We start from the raw sequence: 21,744 nt of genomic DNA on the forward strand, positions 1-21,744 counted from the left end.
TTGCACTAATAAATTAATTATTATGAAAGGACTTATTATTGGCGCTACGGGCGCTACCGGAAAAGATTTATTAGCTAAGCTGTTAGAAGATGAGGCTTTTAGCGAAATACATAGTTTTGTGCGTAAGCCTATGAGTATCAGTCACCCCAAGCTACACGCTCACGTAGTCAATTTCGAGACTCCCGAGGCGTGGGCAGATTTGCTGCACGGCGATGTGGCTTTTTCTTGTTTGGGAACTACCTTAGCCGTGGCAGGCAGCAAAGATGCTCAATGGCGGGTAGATTATGACTATCAGTACGCTTTTGCTGAGCATTGCAAGAATAACGGAGTGTCGACCTTTGTGCTGGTATCGGCAGCAGGGGCTAAGGCGCAATCTAAATTGTTCTACAACCGTATGAAAGGACAGTTAGAAGACGCTGTGAAAGCGCTTGGTTTCCCAAGCCTGCTTATCTTCCAGCCTTCTGTACTCATCCGCTCTAATAGCGATAGGGGCGCTGAGAACTTCTCAGTAAAAGCTATTCATTTCCTCAACAAAATAGGACTCTTCAAACGTTACCGCCCTATGCCAACAGCTGTTCTTGCTGAGAGAATACGTAAAGAAGTTGCTACTGCGAATAAGGGTATACATACTTTTACTCTTGATAAAATCTTTTGATAGAGATCAATAATAAATGACAACTAATTAGTCAATTAGCTAATTTGTTGTATCTTTGTCTCCTAAATTTACAAATAGAAAGATGAAAAGAATACTAATTTCATTATTCCTTATGACATCTATAGTAGTCAATGCTAAAATAGAACCCATAGAAATACAAGGAGCCGTAGGCAAACTCCGAGAGGTGCTTACTACTCCCGACAATTTTAACCAAAAGAAAATCCCCGTGGTGATTATGTTTCACGGTTTTACTGGAAATATCAACGAGAAAATAAATATCACTATAGCCGAAACCCTTGCCAAAGAAGGTATTGCTTCTGTACATTTCGACTTCAACGGATACGGGAAAAGCGATGGCGACTTCGAGAAAATGAGCCTCGATAACGAATTAGAAGATGCGCGCCGTATTGTTCAGTATGTTGAACAACTGCCTTTTGTGAGTAAAATAGGCATCTATGGTCATTTACAAGGAGGGCTGATCTCAATATTGCTCAGTTCAGAACTCGGCAAGAGTAAAATCAAGGCAGTGGCAATGCTAGCTCCAGCAGTTATCATTCACGATAATATGTTACAAGGGTCTTTTTTTGGCACTACTTTCGACCCCCTAAATGTCCCCGATAAGGTGAGCCTCTTCTCAGGCAAAATTACCGTAAGCAAGGACTATATTCTTTCAGGGCAACGCATAAAGCCTTTTGAAGCCGCTAAGCGTTACAAAGGAAAGGTAAAAATCATTCACGGAACAGGTGATAGAGCTGTACCTTACTCGTATAGTGAATATCTTTTGTATTTCTACAAAAACGCCGAATTAACAATCACTCCAAAAGCCAACCACGTTTTCTCTAACCAAGAAGATATCCCCGCCACCGAGGTAAGTCAATGGATGAAAAAACAACTTAAATAACGTGAGTTCGATATAACACTGACTTTACTTGTTACCTGAATAAAATGAACACTTTCGCAGCCTTAGACTTTGAAACCGCCAACCAATACCGCAGTAGCGTATGCAGTATCGGACTCGTTTTTGTAGAAAACAACGAGATTGTCGATACTTATTACCAACTGATTAAACCTGCACCAGACTTTTATAGTTATTTTAACACCCAAATACACGGTATTTCGCAGCGCGACACCGAAAATGCACCGCTCTTCCCCGAAGTATGGGCAGAAATATTGCCAAAAATAGAAGATTTACCCCTTGTAGCTCACAATAGTATGTTTGATGAAGGCTGTTTGCGGGCTGTATTAGCTTATTACAAGCTTCCACAGCATACTAATCCTTTCTTTTGCACCTGCCGAAAAGCGCGTAAACTCCTCCCTCAGCTTGTGAATCACAAGTTAGACACTGTATCCGCTTATTTTGGGTTTGATTTAAAGCAACATCACCACGCCTTAGCCGATGCCGAGGCTTGTGCACATATCGCTTTAGAACTTTTCAAGTGAGACCTTAAAAAAACTAATGTCAATTATAAACCCTAAACTGCCCGTGGGGCTCACACTATGAATATAGAAGAATTTAGAGACTTTTGCCTATCCCTGCTTGATACGTATGAGAAAATACCCTTTTCGGGGTTCTTTAAAAATGCTGATTCAATCTTAGTTTTTTATGTGGGTACAAAGATGTTTTGCTTCTTTGATATCAATAAGTTTGACAAATGCACGCTCAAATGCAACCCCGATGAGATAGAACAACTCAAAGCAAATTATCAAGCAGTAGAAGACCCTTTTAACCTAAGCAAAAAATATTGGGTGGGTATCCGTTTCAATGAGGATATGCCCGATGATAAAATCAAGGCTTATGTAAAACAATCGTATGATTTAGTAGCTTCTTCACAGAAAAACAAATTAGTAAAATAATGACAACTATGAAAAAAGAAAACCCTAAACGCCCCAAAAATATTGAAGTTCGAGGGGCTAAAGTACATAACCTCAGGAATATAGACGTCGATATCCCCCTCAATAAGATTGTAGGGATTGCCGGCGTATCGGGCTCAGGCAAATCATCTCTTGCCTTAGGAGTTCTCTATGCCGAAGGCTCACGAAGATACTTAGAATCGCTTTCCACCTACACAAGGCGACGAATGACGCAAGCCGAACGCGCTGAGGTAGACGACGTGCGCTACGTGCCAGCCTCCTTAGCACTGCACCAACGCCCTACGGTACCTGGTATCCGCAGTACTTTCGGCACAATGACCGAATTGCTGAACAGCCTCCGCCTGATGTTCTCAAGGCTTGCCAATCACTGTTGTCCTAACGGACACTATGTAAAACCTTCGTTTGCTGTAGCAGCTATGCAAGAAATCACCTGCCCCGAGTGCCACGAACATTTCTACGGACCTGGAGCTGAAGATTTGGCTTTCAACAGTCGTGGTGCTTGCCCTACCTGTGGCGGAATAGGAACCGTCAGAATGGTTGACGAAAACAAGTTAGTCCCCGATGAAAACCTCACTATTGATGAGGGGGCAGTGGTGGTATGGGGTACCCTGATGTGGTCGCTTATGAAAGATGTATGCCGCGAAATGGGCGTGCGTACTGATGTGCCTTTCAAGGATTTAACCCCCGAAGAAAAAGAAATAGTCTACCACGGGCCTGCTGAAAAGAAACATATATTCTACCTAAACCCCAAAACAGGACAAACTGCCGAAATGGATTTTACTTACTACAGTGCTGTGTATAGCGTACAAAACGCTTTGGCTAAGGTAAAAGACGATAGCGGAATGAAACGCCTCGAGAAGTTCCTAAAAGAAGACGTTTGCCACGACTGCCACGGCACAAGGCTTTCTCCAGCGGCACGTGCCCCACGCCTTAGGGGCATTGGCTTAGACCAAGCTACGGCTATGACGCTCGATGAGTTAATGGTTTGGGTAGCAGGCGTCCCCGATTCATTAGAAGAAGCTATGCGCCCAATGGCTAAAAACATCTGCGAAGCCTTTACCGATACCGCCCACCGCCTCATCGATTTAGGCTTGGGATACCTCTCCTTAGACCGTGCAGCAGCTACCCTTTCCACTGGCGAACGCCAGCGCGTACAGCTTGCACGCGCTGTACGCAACCGCACTACTGGGGTGCTCTATGTGTTAGACGAACCCTCTATCGGGCTACACCCTCACAACCTCAAAGGCTTAACAGGGGTGATGGACGACCTCATAGCCGACGGCAATTCGGTGATATTGGTAGACCACGATACCCAAGTACTTACTCACGCCGATGAGATTGTAGAAATGGGCAAAGGCGCAGGGACTAATGGCGGAACCGTCATCGCACAAGGAACGGTAGATGAAATAACACAAAATAAGGAATCGGTAATAGCACCTTACTTATCGCAAGAGAGCAAACTGCCAGCAGAACTCCCAAAAAACGAACTCTTTTCTATGGGAAACATACACCTCTCTACCGATGCTATACACACCGTACACCCTTTAGAAGTGGAAATTCCAAAGGGGAGACTTACAGTAGTTACAGGGGTTTCGGGCTCAGGCAAAACTACTTTAGTGTTAGAGAGCCTAATTCCCGCTTTAGAGGCAAACGCTATGGGGAAGAAATTACCTCAGCACATCAAATCGGTAAAAGCAGAAGGTATTCGTCAGGTAAAGCTCATCGATGCTACCCCTATAGGTATCAATGTTCGCTCTACGGTAGCTACCTATGCCGGTATTCACGACGAACTCCGTAAGATTTACGCCAAAACCCTCGATGCCAAACAGTGCGGCTATAAGGCAGGCGACTTCTCCTACAATACAGGCGACCTCCGTTGCCCTATCTGCGACGGCACAGGGCAAATATCCTTAGATGTGCAGTTCCTCCCCGATGTTGATATTGTGTGCCCTGATTGCAAAGGGAGCAGGTACAAGCGCGAAGCCTATAAAGTATTTCGCACCGCCAAGAATGGCGAAAAATACAGTCTACCCCAGCTGATGAGTATGAGTATAGACCAAGTAATAGAGGTAACTACCGATTTGAAGTTAGTAAATCAAAAACTACAAGTGTTACAACAGTTAGGATTAGGCTATTTGTCGCTTGGCGAAGATACCCCAGGGCTTTCAGGCGGAGAAGCCCAACGCCTTAAGTTAGCCAGCGAAATGGGTAAAGGACAGAGCGATACCGTTTTCGTATTTGATGAACCCACCATAGGGCTACACCCGCAAGATGTACGTGTGCTGCTCGGTGTTTTTCAGAGCCTCCTTAGCTTAGGAGCTACCGTGATAGTGATTGAACACGATTTAGACGTCATTCGCAATGCTCATTATATTATCGATATGGGTCCCGGTGGCGGTGCCGCAGGCGGAAGAATCGTAGCACAAGGCACCCCTCAATCAGTAAAGAATAATGCCAATAGTATTACAGGAAAATATCTATAAACCTAGTAAAATTATAAAAATCCCCGCTGGTAGGCAAAGCCTACCAGCGGGATTTTTATTATAATTAACACATTTGCTAATTGGCTAATTATTTCTATCTTTGCCCTTCATCAATAGCAAACAACGTGTTATCACTTCACCCCTATTATCACCCTATGCAATCGGTTATTCCTACAGAAGAAAAAGAGGTTACCTATACCGAGTTTCTTCCGTGTGAGGCTTTGCGCTCGTTTATCTATTGCTATTGGGAACTGAAATCACCTCCGCGTAACACGCCTTTTTGCTACCGAGTAGTTGCCGATGGTTGTATAGACCTATTTTTTGAGTGCAACAACCCACAGATGAGTTCCCTTATGGGGTATTGCAATACATACATAGAGTTTCCTATAACGGGGGCTTTCCACTATGTAGGGGTACGCTTTCTGCCCAGTGCTTTTCCGCTGCTTTTTGGTCAAGATGCTTTTGAAATCAGCGCACAAGAAATTCCCTTGCGCGAGGTAGTTCCCGCTTTGGCTACTTTTATCGCTCAGCAGTTGGAAACTCCTCTTTCGTTAGCTACCATTGCACAACGCTTGGACAACTATTTTCTCCGTCACCTATCACAACGCCCTTTGCAGATGGACAACCGCTTTTTCTCGGCACTTTTGCAGATATTACAGAGCAAAGGTAGCATACAAATCAATGAGTTGGATACCGGTATCAGTGCTCGACAGTTGCGCCGCCTTTTCGACTACTACATAGGTGATAGTCCTAAGACTTTTAGCAATATTGTACGCTTCCAACATATACTAAGTGTAAAAGCCTATCACAACCATTCTTTTTTAGACACTTATTACGATCAAGCCCACTTTATCAAATCGTTTAAAACATTCTATGGCGATACGCCGAGTAAGGTGTTAGGCTGAAGAATGTCCGTTTTTTACAATCGTATTCCCTGCGCTTGCGGTACTTTTGCCGCCGAATAACAAATACATTATCAGAATGAAATTAAACGCAGGTATTATCACCGAGAAATTAGCCGAGAGCAAGGCTTTCTACACCCAAGTATTGCAATTTGGTGTTACTTTTGAAAACGACTTTTATTTGCTGTTGCACACCCCAAATCAGGAGGCAGAAATCAGTTTTTTGTTGCCTAACCACCCTTCGCAACAGCCTCTCTTCCAAAAACCTTTTACCCAACAGGGCGTATACCTCACCATTGAAGTAGAGAATGTAGATGAGTATTACCACAAGTTAAAAGAGCAGGGAGTACCTATTGCCATAGACTTACGCGAAGAGCCTTGGGGCGACCGCCATTTTGCTATTATAGACCCCAACGGCATCGGTATAGATATAGTAACCTATTCCGCACCTGAATAAAAATGAAAATCCCCGCTGAAAGAGAAATCTCTCAGCAGGGATTTTTTAATTCGCTAATTATTCGCTACCTTTGCCCATAAATATTTATCTTGTAAAAATACTAAAAGTAAAAAAAATGAAGAAAATTTTAATTTTATTACTCATTATGGCAACAACAGCAATCAATGCCAAAACAGAGCCTGTAGAAATACAAGGAGCAGTAGGCAAACTCCGTGGGGTGGTAACTACTCCCGACAACCTAAACGGAAAGAAAGTACCCGTGGTGATTCTCTTTCACGGACTTACAGGGGATATCAACGAGAAAATGCATACTACCATCGCCGAAAGTCTCGCCAAGGAAAATATCGCTTCCGTACGCTTTGACTTCAACGGACACGGAGAAAGTGACGGCTCATTTAGAAATATGACCATCGACAATGAGGTAGAAGATGCCCGCCGTATCGTTCAGTATGTAGAGAAACTCCCCTTTGTAAGCTCTATAAGTATCTTAGGGCATTCACAAGGAGGTGTGGTAGCAATTCTGCTCAGTGGAGAATTGGGAAAGAGCAAAATAAAAACGGTAACCCTACTCGCCCCAGGAGTAATTATCCACGACGATATGCTAAAAGGTTCTTTTATAGGTGCTTCTTTTGACCCGCTGAACGTACCCGAACAGATAAGTATTATGGGAGGAAAAGTAATTTTAGGAAAAGAATACATCTTAGCAGGGCAACGTATGAAACCTTTTGAAGCCGCCAAGCAATACAAAGGTGCCGTAAAACTCATTCACGGTACAGGCGACAGGGCAGTGCCTTACTCATATAGCGAATACCTTACCTATTTCTACAAAAAATCTGAATTAACCCTTATAGACCGCGCCGATCACGGTTTTTCAGGTAAAGAGGATACCTTAGCCCAAGAGGTTACCCAATGGCTGAAGAAACAGTTGTAAATTATAAAACACCCTCCCCATAGATACAAAAACCATCTATGGGGATTTTTTATATCCCTAACTTATAGTAATACCTACACCTCAAAAAAATATTTATAAAATAATATATAGTAAGTTTGCTTATTGTATAAAAACATATTACCTTTGCGCCCGAATAAAGAAGTAAATTTAAATTATATATGAAAGTTTTAATTATCAACGGGCATCCTACAATGGAGACGTCTAACGCCAATAAGGCTATTTTAGAAGAAGTAAAACGCTTGCTCCCTGAGGCTGAAGTAAGTAACTTGCAAGCCCTTTATCCTAACTATCAAATTGATGTAACTGCCGAACAAGCTAAACTTGTAAAAGCAGATGTAATTGTATGGCAGTTCCCCGTGAATTGGTATTCGCTTCCTGCCTTGCTGAAAAAATGGTTAGACAACGTGTTTTCACACGGCTTTGCTTATGGCGACAACAAGCTGATGGGCAAGAAACTCATCCTTTCTTTCACTACCGGAGCACCTGAAGAGGCTTACCAACACGGTGGCGCGCAGAACTATCCGTTTACCGATTTTCTCAATATTCACCGCCAAACTGCCAATCACTGCAAACTGCTATTCCAAGAGCCTGTAATCTCTTATGGAATGAAGTACATTCCAGAGGTAATGCCCAAAGAAGCACTTACAACCTTACAAAAAAGAGCCAAAGAGCACGCCGCTCAATTGGTTGCGCAAATCAAAGAATTAAACTAAGTTTGCAATTGATAAAAATCGCCGTGTGGCAGTGTGTCACACGGTTTTTATTCCATTTATAAATGAAAAAACAGACCTATCAAATATTGGATTATCGTGGCGAGCAAAGACCACGTACAAATGGGCGTTGCGGGAGGATTTGCCCAAGCCTGCCACGGCAAGGCACAGCCTTTGAAGCGTATGCAGGAGGGAGACGGTATTCTCTATTACTCTTCCAAACGCTATTTTGGAAAAGAAGACAAATGCCAAGCCTTCACGGCTATTGGCAGAGTGAAAGATGAGGAAGTCTATGCCTTTCAGATGAGTGAAAATTTCTGTCCATTTAGGAGAAATATTACTTTTGTAGACTGCGAAGAAACGCCCATAGCCGACCTTATCGAGCTATTGGACTTTATCCCTAACAAAAAAGCGTGGGGATATCCTTTTCGCTTTGGTATTTTGGAAATATCCGAAAACGATTTTAAACTTATAGCCTCTAAAATGTTACACAATGACCTCTCAGCACTCAATTTTTAGTTTAAGAGCCGAAGAAAGCTCAGGGCTTTTACTTTGGCAGGTAAGTATGTTATGGCAACGCGGAATCAAAAAAGTGTTGCAACCTTTCGACCTCACACATCCCCAGTTTGTACTCTTGGCGAGTGCCCAGTGGTTCGCCCAACAAGGAAAGGAAATCACGCAGGTATCTTTGGCAAATTTCACCAAGATAGACCCAATGACTACCTCGCAAGTGGTGCGCACTTTGCAGAGCAAAGACCTCATTACAAGGGAAGAACACAAGACCGACACCCGCGCCAAAGTAGTTGCTATCACCGCTCAAGGTGCCGAACTCATCGCGCAAGCCGTCGCTAAGGTCGAGGCTTTCGACGATGAATTTTTCAGTATTTTGGCAACCGAACAGCCCTCGTTCAACGCTCAACTGCACAAACTTTTGACGAATTAGCAGAATCATTTTGCTCCTTGCGATCCTTTATCTAGGTTTTCATATAGGTACTAATAGAGTGAATGCTTTGAAGAAGAGGTAAGAAAGGCACAAAAACTCCTCCCCACTGGTAGCTTTTTCTATCAATGGAGAGGTTTTTTATTCATTTCTTGAATTTGTATACAAAATTCTGTGATTTGTATAACACTATATTAAAAAAGCGCCGTACTTTTGCACCCGTAAAACAATGTAAGGGCGAATCACAATTCACCTATAATAAAAAATTAATAATTAAAAAAAAGAATCATTATGAAAAAAGTAATCGTTATTACAGGAGCAAGCTCAGGAATGGGCAAAGAAACCGCCAAAAAACTCATTGGCGAAGGGCACATCGTTTATACCTTGGCACGTCGTGTTGAGCAAATGGAAGACCTTAAAAACTTGGGTGGACATCCTATCAAAATGGATATTTCTAACGAAGAAGAGGTAACTAAAGCAGTACAAACCATTATAGAAAAAGAAGGGCGTATAGATGTGCTTTGGAACAACGCTGGTTTTGGCTTATATGGTTCGGTAGAAGATGTACCCTTGGAAGAAGCCCGCAAGCAAATGGAGGTAAATGTCTTTGGTTTGGCACTGATGACCCAAAAAGTAGTGCCGTTTATGCGGAAACAAAAATCGGGGTTGATAATCAACACTTCGTCGGTGGGAGGCAAGGTTTATTTCCCTATGGGCGCTTGGTATCACGCCAGCAAACACGCTGTGGAAGGCTTATCCGACTGTTTGCGCTTAGAACTCAAGCCATTTGGAATAAATGTCGTAATCCTCGAACCAGGCTTTATCGCTACCGAATTTGGAAGCGTACTTCTAAACAATTTCGAGAAAATATCCAAAGATTCTGCCTATTCCGAAATGATGAATGCCATCATCAGCAACACAAAAAAAACAGAAGCCGAGGGGAGCAATTCTCAACCGACCGTAATTGCCGATGCTGTGAGCAAAATCATCAAAACCAAAAACCCCAAAACGCGATACAGCGTAGGGAAAATGGCAAAACCGCTCATTTTCTTGCGTAATCTGGTAGGCGACAAGATGTACGACAAAATGGTAACCAGTCAATTGAAATAAAAAATGGATTTATTTTCTTATACACAACAATGGCTCAAGGGCGAACTCCTCGAAGGAAAGCTCGTCCTTGCCTTTGCTATTAGCACGGCTCTTTTGGGAGTTGTTTTTTGGAAATTCGGTTCTACCCCCACCGCTAAAGCCCTTTTGATACCGCTTTTGGTAGTAGGCGCTATCTATACCGCTGTGGGCACTACCCTGATTACCTCCAACGCTAAGTACAACACTACTTTTACCACCGAATATAAGGAAGACCCTACCGCTTTTGCCGAGAAAGAAAAAGCACGCGTGGAAGGTTTCCAATATCAGTATGTAATTTCTAAGGCAGTGGCTACCGTTTGTTTTGTACTTACCTTGCTTATCTTTTGGTTTTCCAAAAGTTACACTTGGCAGGGTATAGGTATTGGGCTCACCTATTTTGGATTAGTAGGTTTAGTAGTCGATTATTTCTCCCAACAGCGCGCTGAGGCTTATTACGAACGTATTTTACAATTTATCAATGGCTAATAATCTCTCAGTTATACATTTAGAGCGTATTGCTCAGCTCTACCAATGGCTTCCCAAAGATAGTATGCAACATCCTTTGGTAGCAGTCGTTGATTTTTCTAAATACCAAGAAGCTTTTCAGCAAAACATAGATTTTACATTAGGTTTTTATGCTTTACTGCTGAAAAATCATTGTGTGAACAAAATGAAATACGGGCAACAAAGTTGTGATTTCGACAACGGAAGCCTTGTGTGTATCGCTCCACAACAAATCATTAATTCAGGCGAAGCTAATATTTCATTAGCAGAAGAAGTATCAGGGTGGGGGCTATTCTTTCACCCTGATTTACTCAAAGGGACTCCTTTAAGTAGAAGTATTCGTGAATATACTTTTTTTGACTATGAGATTAATGAAGCGTTGCACCTTTCCGAAAAAGAGAAAAGTCGCCTTAATGATATCGTTGCTCTCATAGAAAGAGAGCTTTCGGAGAATATAGATAAGCACAGTCAGCGACTTATTGTCAGCAATATAGAGCTGTTGCTCAATTATTGTATGCGCTATTACGACCGACAGTTTATCACACGCCGTGCCACCCATAGCGATACCCTCGCCAAGGTGGAGGAAATACTTAGCACTTATTTTTCCGATCCACAAAGCACTGCTCAAGGCTTGCCCTCGGTAAAATACCTTGCCGATAAGGTGTGTTTGTCTCCTAATTACCTCAGCGACCTACTCAAGAAAGAAACGGGAATGAACGCCCAAGATCACATCCATTCCCACCTGATAAAAGAAGCTCAATACCTACTTACCTCCACCAACAAGAGTGTAAGCGAATTGGCTTTTGAGTTAGGCTTTGATTACCCGCAATATTTTTCTCGTTTGTTCAAGCAGAAAACAGGGCTTACCCCCAATGCGTATAGAGCAGCTCAACTCAATTAGCAAATATATAAAAAAGAATGCTTAAAAAATTTCTAAAACGTATGTTATACACTATCCTTATCCTCATTGCGGCAATAGGCATTGGGGCTGTTATAATCTTCAACTTACCGAGTTTTGGCAAAACACCTTCGGGCGAACGCTTGGCACGTATACAGCAATCGCCCAACTACCGCGAGGGCAAGTTTCAAAACTTAGAACCTACTCCACAGCTTACTTCTGACGACAATATACTGAAAACTGCTTACCATTACTTCTTCCCCGATGTGCAAGACCTCAACCCAAGCACGCCCATCCCTGCGGTACAGACCGATTTGCAGTCGCTGCCCAATAATGCAATGGTATGGTTAGGACATTCTTCTTATTTGCTGAATGTGAATAATACCCGCGTGCTTGTAGACCCTGTGTTTCATTCGGCTTCTCCTTTTTCGTTTATGGTAAAACCTTTCAAGGCAATTTACAACTATTCGTCTGCCGATATGCCCGATAGCATTGAGGTACTCGTACTCACCCACGACCATTGGGATCATCTTGATTATACAGCGATGAAAGAGCTGAAAAACCGCATTCAGCACGTAGTTTGTCCGCTGGGTGTAGGGGCGCATTTAGAGTATTGGGGCTTCGACCCTACTAAAATCACCGAGATGGATTGGCAGGAGGACACTACTGTGGCGAATCTTAAATTCACCTGCTTGCCTACTCGCCATTTCTCAGGACGCGGACTTAAGAGCGCTTCCACTTTATGGGGTTCGTTTATGCTTGAAACAGGTGCTTACACTATCTATATTGGGGGTGACAGCGGTTATGGTAAGCACATCGCCGAAATAGGCAAACGCTTCCCTCATATTGATTTAGCCCTAATGGAAAACGGACAGTACAACCTTAATTGGCGCTATATTCACTTCTTGCCCGAAGACTTACGCAAAGCCTTGAACGAAATAGGCGCCAAGCGTTATTTCACAGGTCATAACTCTAAATTCACCTTGGCGCAACACCCTTGGTATGAACCTATGCGCAATGTTCAAGCTTATGCCAAAGAAGATAACCTAAATATCATCACCCCTAAAATAGGCGAAGTTGTACATATCGACCAGCCCGATGAAACCTTTGATGTATGGTTTAATTAGTAGAAGCCGTAGTACCTCAAAATTATTTATATTATGCCATTGGATATTGTTATTTTTAAGCAAGGAAAGGAGAAGGAATATGTGTCAATTGATGAAAAACTACATCAATTGATGTTTTCTCAAGACGCTATAAAACAAGGTAGAAGCAGAGAGCTCTCTAAAATTAAGGATTATTACCTTACAGATGTTATTTTTATGGGAAAAACACTTACAAACTTTGTTGAAGACCTTAAAACGCTTTCACTTCCTGAACTTTCTCCTATAATAAAACTATTAGAGCAAGCAGAAATAGAGAAAATACGTATAAGTGGAGACTAAAATAAATAGATGATGACGGTTATTGATATAGTGATCTATTCAGTAAAAATATAAAAAATACCCTCCCCACTAGTAGGAAATACTATAATCGGGGAGGGTTTTATTTGCAAATTAGCTAATTTTCAAATTCGCTAATTATTCCCTACCTTTGCACGATTTTAAATTCTATTATAAAAATGAATACAGAAGCAATTAAAATTTACGAAAAATGGACACAGATGTGGAATGGAAATCTCGATCTTGCCGATGAGATTTTATCTCCTACTTTCAAAGCGCACTTAACCTCCGACTCTACCCCTCCTCCGGCACCTGTAATCGATATACCCAGTGCCAAAGCGTGGATTAATACCATTCGCTCTAAGGCAGATGCCTTACATTATGAGATTGTACTCGGACCCTTTCGCGATGAGGACTTTATCTCTGCTTATTGGCGCGTAACCGCTACCTTAGGAGATAAAAAGGCAGTGAAAGTAGGTACTGATTTTCTAAAAATTAAAGACGGGAAAATCACCGACTGCTGGACGATGAACAACAGAGAATAAAGAAAAGCGTTTTCCCTTGTGCTACGCATAGCGCAAATGCTTTTTTAGGTAACGGCATAGCCAAAAACAGCAACACAAAGGGTGTTTTAGGTATTTTTCAGTTGAAAAAACCTTACAAAAACACTTTATGGACTTGTGGCATTTTTCCCAAAGGCTAACTTATCACTTGGGCAACCTTTGGCATTTTAAAAAAAGATAGAAAAACGAATATTTTAGGCTTTTTCCTACGGGAAAAAGCCTAAAATATTTATAAAGATACCCTTTTCTTGCGGGCAATGGGTAGTTATGGGAGTTTTTTTTAGAAGTTTTATAAAGAATGAGAGTATACAAATAAATGAAATATATTCAAAATTATAGTACTTAAATAAAAATATTATTTTTTCATAATCAAAAAATAATATAGAAAAACATATGTGATTTAAAAAAAAATCGTACCTTTGCAATCATAAATCAATAAACTATTTTATAGATGATGAATAACCTTGTAGGAATTATTAAACAATCATTAGATAACATATCATATTTATATTATTTATTATTGATATTTTGCTATGCATTTCTTATTGCAGATATTTTAAGTTTATGGTATTTAGATAATCCTATAACTAAAACTATTGGGACATCAATTAACATCGTAAATATACTTATATTTATGATTTGTTTTATGTTTTGCTATTTTATAGGTATGTTTATAACTTTAATTAGAAATTTGATTTCTCCTCCAAAAAGTGATTATTATGAAAAAGAAAAAATGTCATTAAATGAGATGAGGGAAAGATCTGTTATTGAAGATAATAAAATAATGTATGAGGAATATAAATTTCTTATAAAAGAAAAAAACATACAAGAAAATGGAGAATGTTTTATATATATGATAATAATTATGGGATTTATAGACCTACTTTTTAATGAAAGCTGTTTAAGAATATTATGGAATTATAATATATTATTATTTATAGTGCTCATAGGAACATTAATATCATTTCTTTATTTCTCGACAGGCAGAAATAGTAGAGATTACACAGGATTTAGTAAGGAAAAGAATACAAAACAGCAATAATGTTATCACTTGTTATACTACAATAATAACTAAAAAACAAATTGGAATTATAAAATAGAAAAATACTAAGGATATATTATAAGCTTGCTATATGCGCTCCTACATTATCAATATCTTTCCAATCAATTTTAATAGTACCACCTTTATGTTTATCATTTAAATATTTCTCAAAGTCTTGTTTTAAAGAATTATAATTTTCTATCTTTATAGAACCATATTCAATACAATATTTACTTTTTCCATTATATAGTTCAATTATTTTTGTGTTTTTAAATAAATCTCTAATACAGTTTATTGCAAAAAATTGTATATAACTACTATATATGTATGTAGAATGCACAAATGAATTAGCCCATCTATTTATTTTCATAATCATATCTATATTAAAAGGAAGTTCTATTCTTGAATTTTTCTTTTTAACTTCTTTTTTTATGAATTCCCAAGCTACTTGCGTAAATTTTTTGATTGGAATACCATTTCCATCTAATATTAAATTATATCCTATTAAATTTTTACCATAAATCTCTAATAGTTGTCTTATTTGGAACATTACAACAGGTTTTAAGTCTCTTAAATATAAATTATCAATTTTATCATATTCTTCAATAAAAAATAAATCATTAATGGAGGAAGAAATATCACGAGTACTTAGATAAGGTCTTCTCCCACTTGTAATAACTATTTCATTAGAAAATTTATTTATATAATATTCAACTTTTGCTATTAGCCATTCTAAATCACAATATAGAGAGGATATAACTTCTTTATATCTATGAACATATTTAATTTTAATAGATTTTTTTAAATATTCTATATATTCTTTTGATACAAATAAACTTTTTTTCAAATACTCAATAAAATGTTGTTCATTCTTAAGCTGATCTAAAAATATTATTTCTGCTATTTTATTATTATCATACTTCTTCCCTTTAAGAATTGAATCAACATAGTCTATATACCAATCAAAAAAAATATTGTGTTTTTTGTATAAATTAGTCTTATCTTTGTATTTTATATCTTTTCCTAAATTTATAAAGGCATCTATTAATTCTCTTAATTTCTTAATTTCAAGAATATATTCTATATTTCCATTAAAACTTTGGTGTTTTAGAATAAGGAGATTATTACATTTATTAGGAGTTTTTTCAAGCATAATTTATTCTTTATTTATATTATCATTTTGAAAATGCAAAAATATATTTTTTTATTTGAATATAAAAGATTATAGCTATAGATTTCACTAACTAATTACAAATCTGTATGTATTTTATAAATTCTTAATTTTTATAAAAAATATTACTCTACCTCTTGTCAATTCAAAAATAATTCGTACTTTTGTAGTAGAAAATTAACAGCTAAAAGCACAAAAATATCAAAACTATGGGAATTAAGCTATTACAAAAAGCCCGTATCACTGAGGTGGATGATACTTCCGACCGCCTCGTGACGCTCTTCAAGAGCGAAACCGCCCTCGCTGAGGACGCTTTTCTCAAATCTCTATTTACCGAAATGGAAACGCTCTCGGCTAACCTTACCGAGGCTATCAAGCGCGACAAAGGAGTCTCCGAACTCGAAAAGGCTGACAAAGTGCGCAACAATGCTATTCGCACCTTTTCCAAGGTAATCGAAGGTTATCGCGCTATGCCCATCGCTACCGTTAAGCAAAAGGGCGAACGCCTGCACAAGGTTTTTTCCAAGTATGGGTTACGACTTATCCAGAAAAATTATACGGATAAATCGTCCTATATCGCTGCGCTTCTAAAGGATTTGCAATCCCCAGACCTTACGACCCTCATAGCCGAACTACAAGGGGTAACCGAATGTATAGACGGAATACGGCAGGCGCAAGAGGCGTTCAATACGCATCGTGTAAGTTATGAGAAAACGTTGGCGCATAACGTAAAACAGGATTCAGCTACTCAGATGAAAGCCCCTATGTTCACGCTCATCAACGAAAAGCTCGTGCCTTACGCCACTACAATGAAAATGGTAGATGCGACCAAGTACCGCCACTTCGCTGATACTGTAACACAAATCATCACCGATACAAACACTGCCATTAAAGTACGTTCCACTCGCAGTGCCAAAGGTAAAGACACCCCAACGACTCCCGCCAAGTCATAAGCTTTTGGAAAAGATACAAAACCCTCCCCACTTGTAGGAAATATTACCAGTGGGGAGGGTTCTATTAACAAATTCACTAATTTTCAAATTCACTAATTAATTCTTACCTTTGCCCCCGAATTTATAAATAAAAGAAAAATGAAAAAGATTTTTATTATCAACGGGGGACAAGAATTTCACGGAGGTGGCGGTACCCTCAACGCCAGTATAACAGAATGGACACGCCAAACACTTGAGGAACTGGGCTATCAGGTGCAGTCTACTTGTATTAATGACACGTACGACCCCAGAGCAGAAGCGGAAAAGATAGCAGGTGCCGATGTGATTATTTATCATACGCCTATCTGGTGGTTTCAGTTGCCTTATGGCTTAAAGCAATACATCGATGAGGTATTTATTGCAGGAATGGACATCATTTGTCCTAATGACGGTCGTTCGAGTGCTAACCCTGATATCAATTATGGTACAGGCGGACTATTGCAAGGTAAAAAATATATGGTTACCACTACATGGAATGCGCCCTTAGGAGCTTTCACTCAGCCGAATGATTTTTTCGACCAAACATCTGTAGACAATGGGGTGCTATTTGGTTTCCACAAGATGAATAAGTTCGTAGGACTCTCGCCTTTGGAAGGCTTTCATTTCTATGACGTAAGGAAAAACGGTACTCCCGAAAGAATTGAAGCCTACAAACAAGCCTATATCGCCCATCTGAAGAATATCTTTGGGAATAAATAAAGAAAAACGGTTACTTATAAAAAAGTAACCGCTTTTTTATTTTTTATTCCGTTAGGAAAGTTCCTTTTTCAAGCACAATTTTATTTCCCCATTGGGTAAGGGCATCGAGTATAGGCAAAAAAGATTTTCCTAAGTTGGTGAGCGAATAGATAGCCACCAAAGGAGGTTTCTTGCCATAGACAACTTTAGAAATAAGCTCATCGTTTTCCAATTGTTTTAGCTGAATACTGAGCGTAGTTTCGGTTACCGAATAGAGGTCTTTTCTCAGTTCGCTAAATCGCTTTTCACCTTCTTTAAGATGATACAAAATCACGGCTTTCCATTTTCCTCCTATCAAATCCATCGCTACGGCAATGGTGCAAGGATAGTTTTTTTCTCCTAAGCGAACGCTGGGGGCAGTACACTCTATTTTTGTTTCCATAGTAGTTGAAATTATAAAGTATCTATTTAGATAGTTATTGCCAGATTGAAAGTTGTACTATAATTTTGCGCCAAAATTAAAAAATAATTTCGATATGGCATTAGTAATTTTAGCACACCCCCATTTTGACCAATCGATAGCCAATAAGGCTATCATAGAGGAACTTTCTCGTAGCGACATGGATTTTGAAATCAGAAATTTATCAGCGCTATACCCTACCTTTCAAATAGATGTAAAAGCAGAGCAAGAAGCCTTACTCAAGCATCAAGAGGTTATCTTTCAATATCCTTTTTATTGGTATAATATGCCAGCGATACTCAAGCATTGGTTTGATGAGGTTTTCACGTATCAGTTTGCTTATGGTTCACAAGGAGATAAGCTCAAAGGGAAATATTTTATCCCAAGTTTTACTGTTGGGGCACCTGAAAGTGAATATCACACTTTGGGAGAACACCATTTCAAAGTATACGAGTTCTGTAAGAACTTAGCGCAAACGGCTTATTATGCGCAGATGAAGTATGTAGAGCCTCTATATTTTCACGGAACATCAGTAAATGCAGGTTATACCAAAGAGGATATAGAAGCAAAAGCCAAAGCGCAAGCCCAACGATTGTTAGCATTTCTTTCTTCGCTGAAATAACACACAAATTAGGATTAAAAAGTACCCTCCCCACTGATAGGAAATACTACGAGCGGGGAGGGTTTTATCAATTATCAATTGCCAATTGTCAATTGTTTTGTACCTTTGCCTCATCGGAAGGTTATTTTATGTCTCAAAAAACCAAAGTTTTCAATAAATTATTAGCCCATTATGGCAAGCAATATTGGTGGAATGACCCCAATCGCATTACCGACTGGATTTCGATGATTCTCATTCAGCAAACCACTCAAGAGAATACCGAAAAAGCCCTTGCTAACTTAGAGGGCAAGCTCTCGGTAGAGGCTTTACACGCTATGGAACTGAACACTTTACAGGAATATATACGTCCGGCAGGCTTCTACAAGCAAAAAAGCACTTACATCAAAGCCCTGATGGAATGGTACGTGTCGCACGGAGCTTCCTTACAAAAGTTTGAAGCTATCCCTACTGAGGAGCTTCGCAAGGAACTACTCTCTATCAAAGGTGTGGGCGAAGAAACTGCCGATGCAATGTTGTTGTACATTTTTGAGCGAAAGGTGTTCATAGCCGACCAGTACGCTATACGACTTTTGAACCGACTGAATCTTTCTACTGCACAAACCTATAAAGCCCTACGCGAAGAGTGTATGCCCTTAGTGGCTAAAATTCCCTTAGAAACCTGCCAAGAATGGCACGCTGTGATTGATGTACACAGCAAGGCTTACCGCAAAGGTTTTACCGATGAACAGTGGTTATTAGAATAAATTATGAGCAAAATATGGAAAAATATCATTGCCCAAACACAAGAAGAAGTAAAGGCAACTTTTCAAGAACTATACGCTTCTGTAGATTTCGGAGCTTATATAGCCCCGAAAGATTACTTTGTGTCTTACATCTTTAAAACAGAGGAAGAACTGAGCAAAGCAAAGGAAACAGGCTTACTGCAAAAGATAAACGACTATCACCAAAAACTATTGCGTGAGCAACAATACCCTGAGGAAGGTATAAAGGACTGTACTTTTGCCTCTCAGGAAGATTGCGACAAGGAGTGGAACGGAAATTGGTATTATTATTACAAGTAAACAAACAACATCACAGCGAACTATCAAGAGAAGATAAAAATAAAACAAGTGGAAAATATAAAGTTCTCCGAAGAGCTAGTGGACAGAGAAGATTTCTTCTTTGTAGGCTATTGCGAAGCCCTCGAAACTCATTTAATGACGGTTTTTGTGAGTTGGGCAGACGATAAACAAATCTAACAGTATTACCAAATAATTGTAAGTATGATAAAATCAGTTTTAATAGTAGGACTTGGGAGCTTTATGGGCGGAGTTTTTCGTTATATGCTTTCAGTAGGATTGAGCAGATGGGGTAAAATATTGTCCTTCCCGATAAGTATTTTTATGGTAAATATATTGGGGTGTTTCTTGATAGGAATACTCTACGGTTATTTCAAGAATAAAGAAGTAGATAGCTATCTAATTTTATTACTAATGACAGGCGTTTTGGGAGGCTTCACCACGTTTTCTACTTTTTCATTGGAAGTACTGCATTTATTTCAGCAAAATGAACTACTAAAAGCTACTTTTTATGTAGTAGGAAGTGTAGGATTAGGAATTTTGGCGTGCTTTTTGGGATACATTATAGGCAACAGGTAAAAGGTTAATAGATTAAGCTAGCAATAGCTGTTTTTTATAGTCAAACAAAAATAGATTGCGACTCAATAGGCTTGTTCTTAAAGGGCGATTTACAAATCGCCCCTACAATATACTGAAAAAGCGACTGATTATCAGTGTATCAACTTTGCCAAAGGGGCAAGTCGCACAAGCAAAACTTTGGCAAAGTGTAGCGACGCAAAATTTGCAAACCAATTCTGATAGACTGTAAATTAAAAGTTTTTACATTAAAAAATATATACGACAATGAAGAAATTTTTGTTAGGAGTAGCTGTGGCTGTAGTAGCCTTGCTATTAATAAAGTATTTTACTGATAAGAAAGAAGACAAAGAGAGATTGGAGGCTGATACGGCTCTGATACAAACGCAAATAGCCAACGTAAGCAAGTTGGTTGTTACTGAAGGACATTTTGCAGAAGTACTCTCGTATACCGATACTCAAAAGTACTTTATGGATTTGCTTTCGTTTGATAAGAAAATCCTCACAGTAGTAAATGCTGATGTAACGGTAGCTTACGACCTGCACAAAATCAGCTATGAGGTAAACGAAGAGCAAAAGAAAGTCATCATTAAATCGCTACCAGAGGCAGAGGTAAAGATATACCCAACGATGAAATATTACGACGTGAGCCAGAGTCAGGTGAACCCTTTTACTCCTACCGATGTAGAGAAGATACAGAAGAAGGTAAAAGCCGAGTTGGAACGCAAAGTGAATGCTTCAACCCTAAGGAGCAATGCCGAAAATCGATTGCTTACCGAACTTTCTAATCTTATTTTTGCTACCCGAGCTGTGGGCTGGACGTTAGAGTACCAAAATACGCCTATTGAGAGTAGAGAAGATTTTAAAATGCTGAAACCATAACAAAAGTGTATTAGTTTTGATTATTTTCTGTATATTTGCCCCATAAATCAAATATTGAATATTCACTTATGAAAACGGAAAAACAATTAAATATTAAATATAGCGTTTTTGAGAGGGTTACTGACCTGCCAAAAAAAGCACAAGAACTAATGCAACAAGCGATTATGGCTAGAGAAAATGCTTATGCTCCTTACTCCAAATTTAAAGTAGGAGCGGCGGTTCGTCTTAAAAACGGACAGATTTTCATAGGTTCTAATCAGGAGAATGCTGCTTATCCGTCGGGGTTGTGTGCTGAAAGAGTGGCTATTTATCAGGCTTCTACCCAATGTCCTGATGAAGAAATAGAGATGATTGCTATTTCGGGTACTGCCGAAGACCCTACTTGTTACCCTGTTTCTCCGTGTGGAGCGTGTAGGCAATCACTTTCAGAATACGAGACTAAGCAGAAAAAGCTAATACCTGTTTATTTTATGGGAGCAGAAGGGAATATCATCAGAACAGCTTCTATCAAAGATTTACTACCTTTTCTTTTTGACGGTAGTTTGATGTAAAAGTGCGAGCCACAAGGGCAGGTGAGAGTTAATAGATAAACGTGAAAAAGAAATATAAAGAGTAACTGCTATAAGGCAATGGTATGAAAAACCATTGCCTTATTTTTTGCAAAAGAGAGGGATTTGCAAAAGTGCATTATCGGAGTATTTCGGATATACACGGAAGATATCGAAGATAGGGTTATGGTATAGTTAGCTTATAGAAA

The 21,744-nt window shown here is 39.4% G+C and carries 29 protein-coding genes; 27 read left to right on the forward strand and 2 right to left on the reverse strand.

Going from position 1 to position 21,744, the window contains the following annotated elements; translation table 11 throughout:
• The first annotated feature begins 22 nt into the window (after window positions 1-22).
• The 18 genes from HMPREF1321_RS04400 to HMPREF1321_RS04485 all read left to right on the forward strand — a co-directional run bounded on the left by HMPREF1321_RS04400 (window position 23) and on the right by HMPREF1321_RS04485 (window position 14,548).
• Window positions 23-655, forward strand: coding sequence for an NAD(P)H-binding protein (locus HMPREF1321_RS04400; protein ID WP_009421555.1), 633 nt, complete (start codon window positions 23-25; stop codon window positions 653-655).
• A gap of 82 nt (window positions 656-737) precedes the next feature.
• On the forward strand, window positions 738-1,556 hold the full coding sequence (locus HMPREF1321_RS04405; protein WP_034575699.1) for an alpha/beta hydrolase: 819 nt from the start codon (window positions 738-740) through the stop codon (window positions 1,554-1,556).
• Between the two features lie 44 nt (window positions 1,557-1,600).
• Window positions 1,601-2,095, forward strand: a complete 495-nt coding sequence (locus HMPREF1321_RS04410; RefSeq protein ID WP_009421545.1) for a 3'-5' exonuclease — start codon at window positions 1,601-1,603, stop codon at window positions 2,093-2,095.
• A 57-nt stretch (window positions 2,096-2,152) separates the two neighbouring features.
• Window positions 2,153-2,509, forward strand: coding sequence for an MmcQ/YjbR family DNA-binding protein (locus HMPREF1321_RS04415; RefSeq protein WP_009421543.1), 357 nt, complete (start codon window positions 2,153-2,155; stop codon window positions 2,507-2,509).
• Between the two features lie 8 nt (window positions 2,510-2,517).
• Window positions 2,518-5,010, forward strand: a complete 2,493-nt coding sequence (locus HMPREF1321_RS04420) for an excinuclease ABC subunit A (protein WP_009421558.1) — start codon at window positions 2,518-2,520, stop codon at window positions 5,008-5,010.
• A 155-nt stretch (window positions 5,011-5,165) separates the two neighbouring features.
• Complete coding sequence (locus tag HMPREF1321_RS04425; RefSeq protein ID WP_198003456.1) at window positions 5,166-5,915, forward strand: helix-turn-helix domain-containing protein; 750 nt, start codon at window positions 5,166-5,168, stop codon at window positions 5,913-5,915.
• A gap of 76 nt (window positions 5,916-5,991) precedes the next feature.
• Complete coding sequence (locus tag HMPREF1321_RS04430; protein ID WP_009421531.1) at window positions 5,992-6,369, forward strand: VOC family protein; 378 nt, start codon at window positions 5,992-5,994, stop codon at window positions 6,367-6,369.
• A gap of 115 nt (window positions 6,370-6,484) precedes the next feature.
• Window positions 6,485-7,300 (forward strand): alpha/beta hydrolase, encoded by an 816-nt coding sequence (locus HMPREF1321_RS04435; RefSeq protein ID WP_009421548.1) that lies wholly within the window; start codon window positions 6,485-6,487, stop codon window positions 7,298-7,300.
• A gap of 179 nt (window positions 7,301-7,479) precedes the next feature.
• Window positions 7,480-8,034, forward strand: coding sequence for an NAD(P)H-dependent oxidoreductase (locus HMPREF1321_RS04440; RefSeq protein WP_009421538.1), 555 nt, complete (start codon window positions 7,480-7,482; stop codon window positions 8,032-8,034).
• 78 nt (window positions 8,035-8,112) lie between these two features.
• On the forward strand, window positions 8,113-8,550 hold the full coding sequence (locus HMPREF1321_RS04445) for an EVE domain-containing protein (RefSeq protein WP_034575703.1): 438 nt from the start codon (window positions 8,113-8,115) through the stop codon (window positions 8,548-8,550).
• Window positions 8,525-8,974: a MarR family winged helix-turn-helix transcriptional regulator gene (locus HMPREF1321_RS04450; RefSeq protein WP_002671270.1), complete on the forward strand. Its 450-nt coding sequence runs from the start codon at window positions 8,525-8,527 to the stop codon at window positions 8,972-8,974. Before HMPREF1321_RS04445 ends, HMPREF1321_RS04450 begins: the two co-directional genes overlap by 26 nt.
• A 288-nt stretch (window positions 8,975-9,262) precedes the next feature.
• On the forward strand, window positions 9,263-10,081 hold the full coding sequence (locus HMPREF1321_RS04455; protein ID WP_009421544.1) for an oxidoreductase: 819 nt from the start codon (window positions 9,263-9,265) through the stop codon (window positions 10,079-10,081).
• 3 nt (window positions 10,082-10,084) lie between these two features.
• On the forward strand, window positions 10,085-10,585 hold the full coding sequence (locus tag HMPREF1321_RS04460; protein WP_009421566.1) for a hypothetical protein: 501 nt from the start codon (window positions 10,085-10,087) through the stop codon (window positions 10,583-10,585).
• On the forward strand, window positions 10,578-11,504 hold the full coding sequence (locus HMPREF1321_RS04465) for a helix-turn-helix domain-containing protein (protein WP_009421562.1): 927 nt from the start codon (window positions 10,578-10,580) through the stop codon (window positions 11,502-11,504). The genes HMPREF1321_RS04460 and HMPREF1321_RS04465 overlap by 8 nt, the downstream gene beginning before the upstream one ends.
• A 17-nt stretch (window positions 11,505-11,521) precedes the next feature.
• Window positions 11,522-12,628, forward strand: coding sequence for an MBL fold metallo-hydrolase (locus HMPREF1321_RS04470; protein WP_009421533.1), 1,107 nt, complete (start codon window positions 11,522-11,524; stop codon window positions 12,626-12,628).
• Between the two features lie 33 nt (window positions 12,629-12,661).
• Window positions 12,662-12,946, forward strand: a complete 285-nt coding sequence (locus HMPREF1321_RS04475) for a hypothetical protein (protein WP_009421540.1) — start codon at window positions 12,662-12,664, stop codon at window positions 12,944-12,946.
• 176 nt (window positions 12,947-13,122) lie between these two features.
• Window positions 13,123-13,488: a nuclear transport factor 2 family protein gene (locus HMPREF1321_RS04480; RefSeq protein WP_034575705.1), complete on the forward strand. Its 366-nt coding sequence runs from the start codon at window positions 13,123-13,125 to the stop codon at window positions 13,486-13,488.
• Window positions 13,489-13,957: 469 nt separating this feature from the next.
• Window positions 13,958-14,548: a hypothetical protein gene (locus HMPREF1321_RS04485; protein ID WP_009421534.1), complete on the forward strand. Its 591-nt coding sequence runs from the start codon at window positions 13,958-13,960 to the stop codon at window positions 14,546-14,548.
• A 76-nt stretch (window positions 14,549-14,624) separates the two neighbouring features.
• Here the strand turns inward: HMPREF1321_RS04485 and HMPREF1321_RS04490 are convergent, their stop codons facing one another.
• Window positions 14,625-15,701, reverse strand: coding sequence for a hypothetical protein (locus HMPREF1321_RS04490; protein ID WP_009421571.1), 1,077 nt, complete (start codon window positions 15,699-15,701; stop codon window positions 14,625-14,627).
• 227 nt (window positions 15,702-15,928) lie between these two features.
• Between HMPREF1321_RS04490 and HMPREF1321_RS04495 the strand changes: the two genes are divergently transcribed.
• A complete protein-coding gene (locus HMPREF1321_RS04495; RefSeq protein WP_009421550.1) occupies window positions 15,929-16,672 on the forward strand; it encodes a DUF6261 family protein in 744 nt (247 codons plus the stop codon).
• Between the two features lie 138 nt (window positions 16,673-16,810).
• Window positions 16,811-17,410, forward strand: coding sequence for an NAD(P)H-dependent oxidoreductase (locus HMPREF1321_RS04500; protein WP_009421537.1), 600 nt, complete (start codon window positions 16,811-16,813; stop codon window positions 17,408-17,410).
• Between the two features lie 43 nt (window positions 17,411-17,453).
• Here the strand turns inward: HMPREF1321_RS04500 and HMPREF1321_RS04505 are convergent, their stop codons facing one another.
• Window positions 17,454-17,831, reverse strand: coding sequence for a winged helix-turn-helix transcriptional regulator (locus HMPREF1321_RS04505; protein WP_009421554.1), 378 nt, complete (start codon window positions 17,829-17,831; stop codon window positions 17,454-17,456).
• A gap of 94 nt (window positions 17,832-17,925) precedes the next feature.
• On the opposite strand from HMPREF1321_RS04505, the gene HMPREF1321_RS04510 reads away from it, so the two are divergent.
• The 7 genes from HMPREF1321_RS04510 to cdd all read left to right on the forward strand — a co-directional run bounded on the left by HMPREF1321_RS04510 (window position 17,926) and on the right by cdd (window position 21,538).
• A complete protein-coding gene (locus tag HMPREF1321_RS04510) occupies window positions 17,926-18,471 on the forward strand; it encodes an NAD(P)H-dependent oxidoreductase (protein ID WP_009421549.1) in 546 nt (181 codons plus the stop codon).
• A gap of 128 nt (window positions 18,472-18,599) precedes the next feature.
• Entirely contained in the window at window positions 18,600-19,214 is a 615-nt protein-coding gene (locus HMPREF1321_RS04515; RefSeq protein WP_034575707.1) for an endonuclease III domain-containing protein, read from the forward strand.
• A 3-nt stretch (window positions 19,215-19,217) separates the two neighbouring features.
• Window positions 19,218-19,532, forward strand: coding sequence for a hypothetical protein (locus tag HMPREF1321_RS04520; RefSeq protein ID WP_009421546.1), 315 nt, complete (start codon window positions 19,218-19,220; stop codon window positions 19,530-19,532).
• Between the two features lie 48 nt (window positions 19,533-19,580).
• Window positions 19,581-19,709: a hypothetical protein gene (locus tag HMPREF1321_RS12330; RefSeq protein ID WP_009421568.1), complete on the forward strand. Its 129-nt coding sequence runs from the start codon at window positions 19,581-19,583 to the stop codon at window positions 19,707-19,709.
• 24 nt (window positions 19,710-19,733) lie between these two features.
• Window positions 19,734-20,108 (forward strand): fluoride efflux transporter CrcB, encoded by a 375-nt coding sequence (gene crcB / locus HMPREF1321_RS04525; RefSeq protein WP_009421547.1) that lies wholly within the window; start codon window positions 19,734-19,736, stop codon window positions 20,106-20,108.
• A gap of 264 nt (window positions 20,109-20,372) precedes the next feature.
• Complete coding sequence (locus tag HMPREF1321_RS04530) at window positions 20,373-20,987, forward strand: DUF4230 domain-containing protein (protein ID WP_002671253.1); 615 nt, start codon at window positions 20,373-20,375, stop codon at window positions 20,985-20,987.
• 53 nt (window positions 20,988-21,040) lie between these two features.
• A complete protein-coding gene (cdd, locus tag HMPREF1321_RS04535) occupies window positions 21,041-21,538 on the forward strand; it encodes a cytidine deaminase (protein ID WP_410492493.1) in 498 nt (165 codons plus the stop codon).
• Window positions 21,539-21,744 lie beyond the last annotated feature (206 nt).

Source organism: Capnocytophaga sp. oral taxon 412 str. F0487, from assembly GCF_000271925.1.
Classification (GTDB): Bacteria; Bacteroidota; Bacteroidia; order Flavobacteriales; family Flavobacteriaceae; genus Capnocytophaga; species Capnocytophaga ochracea.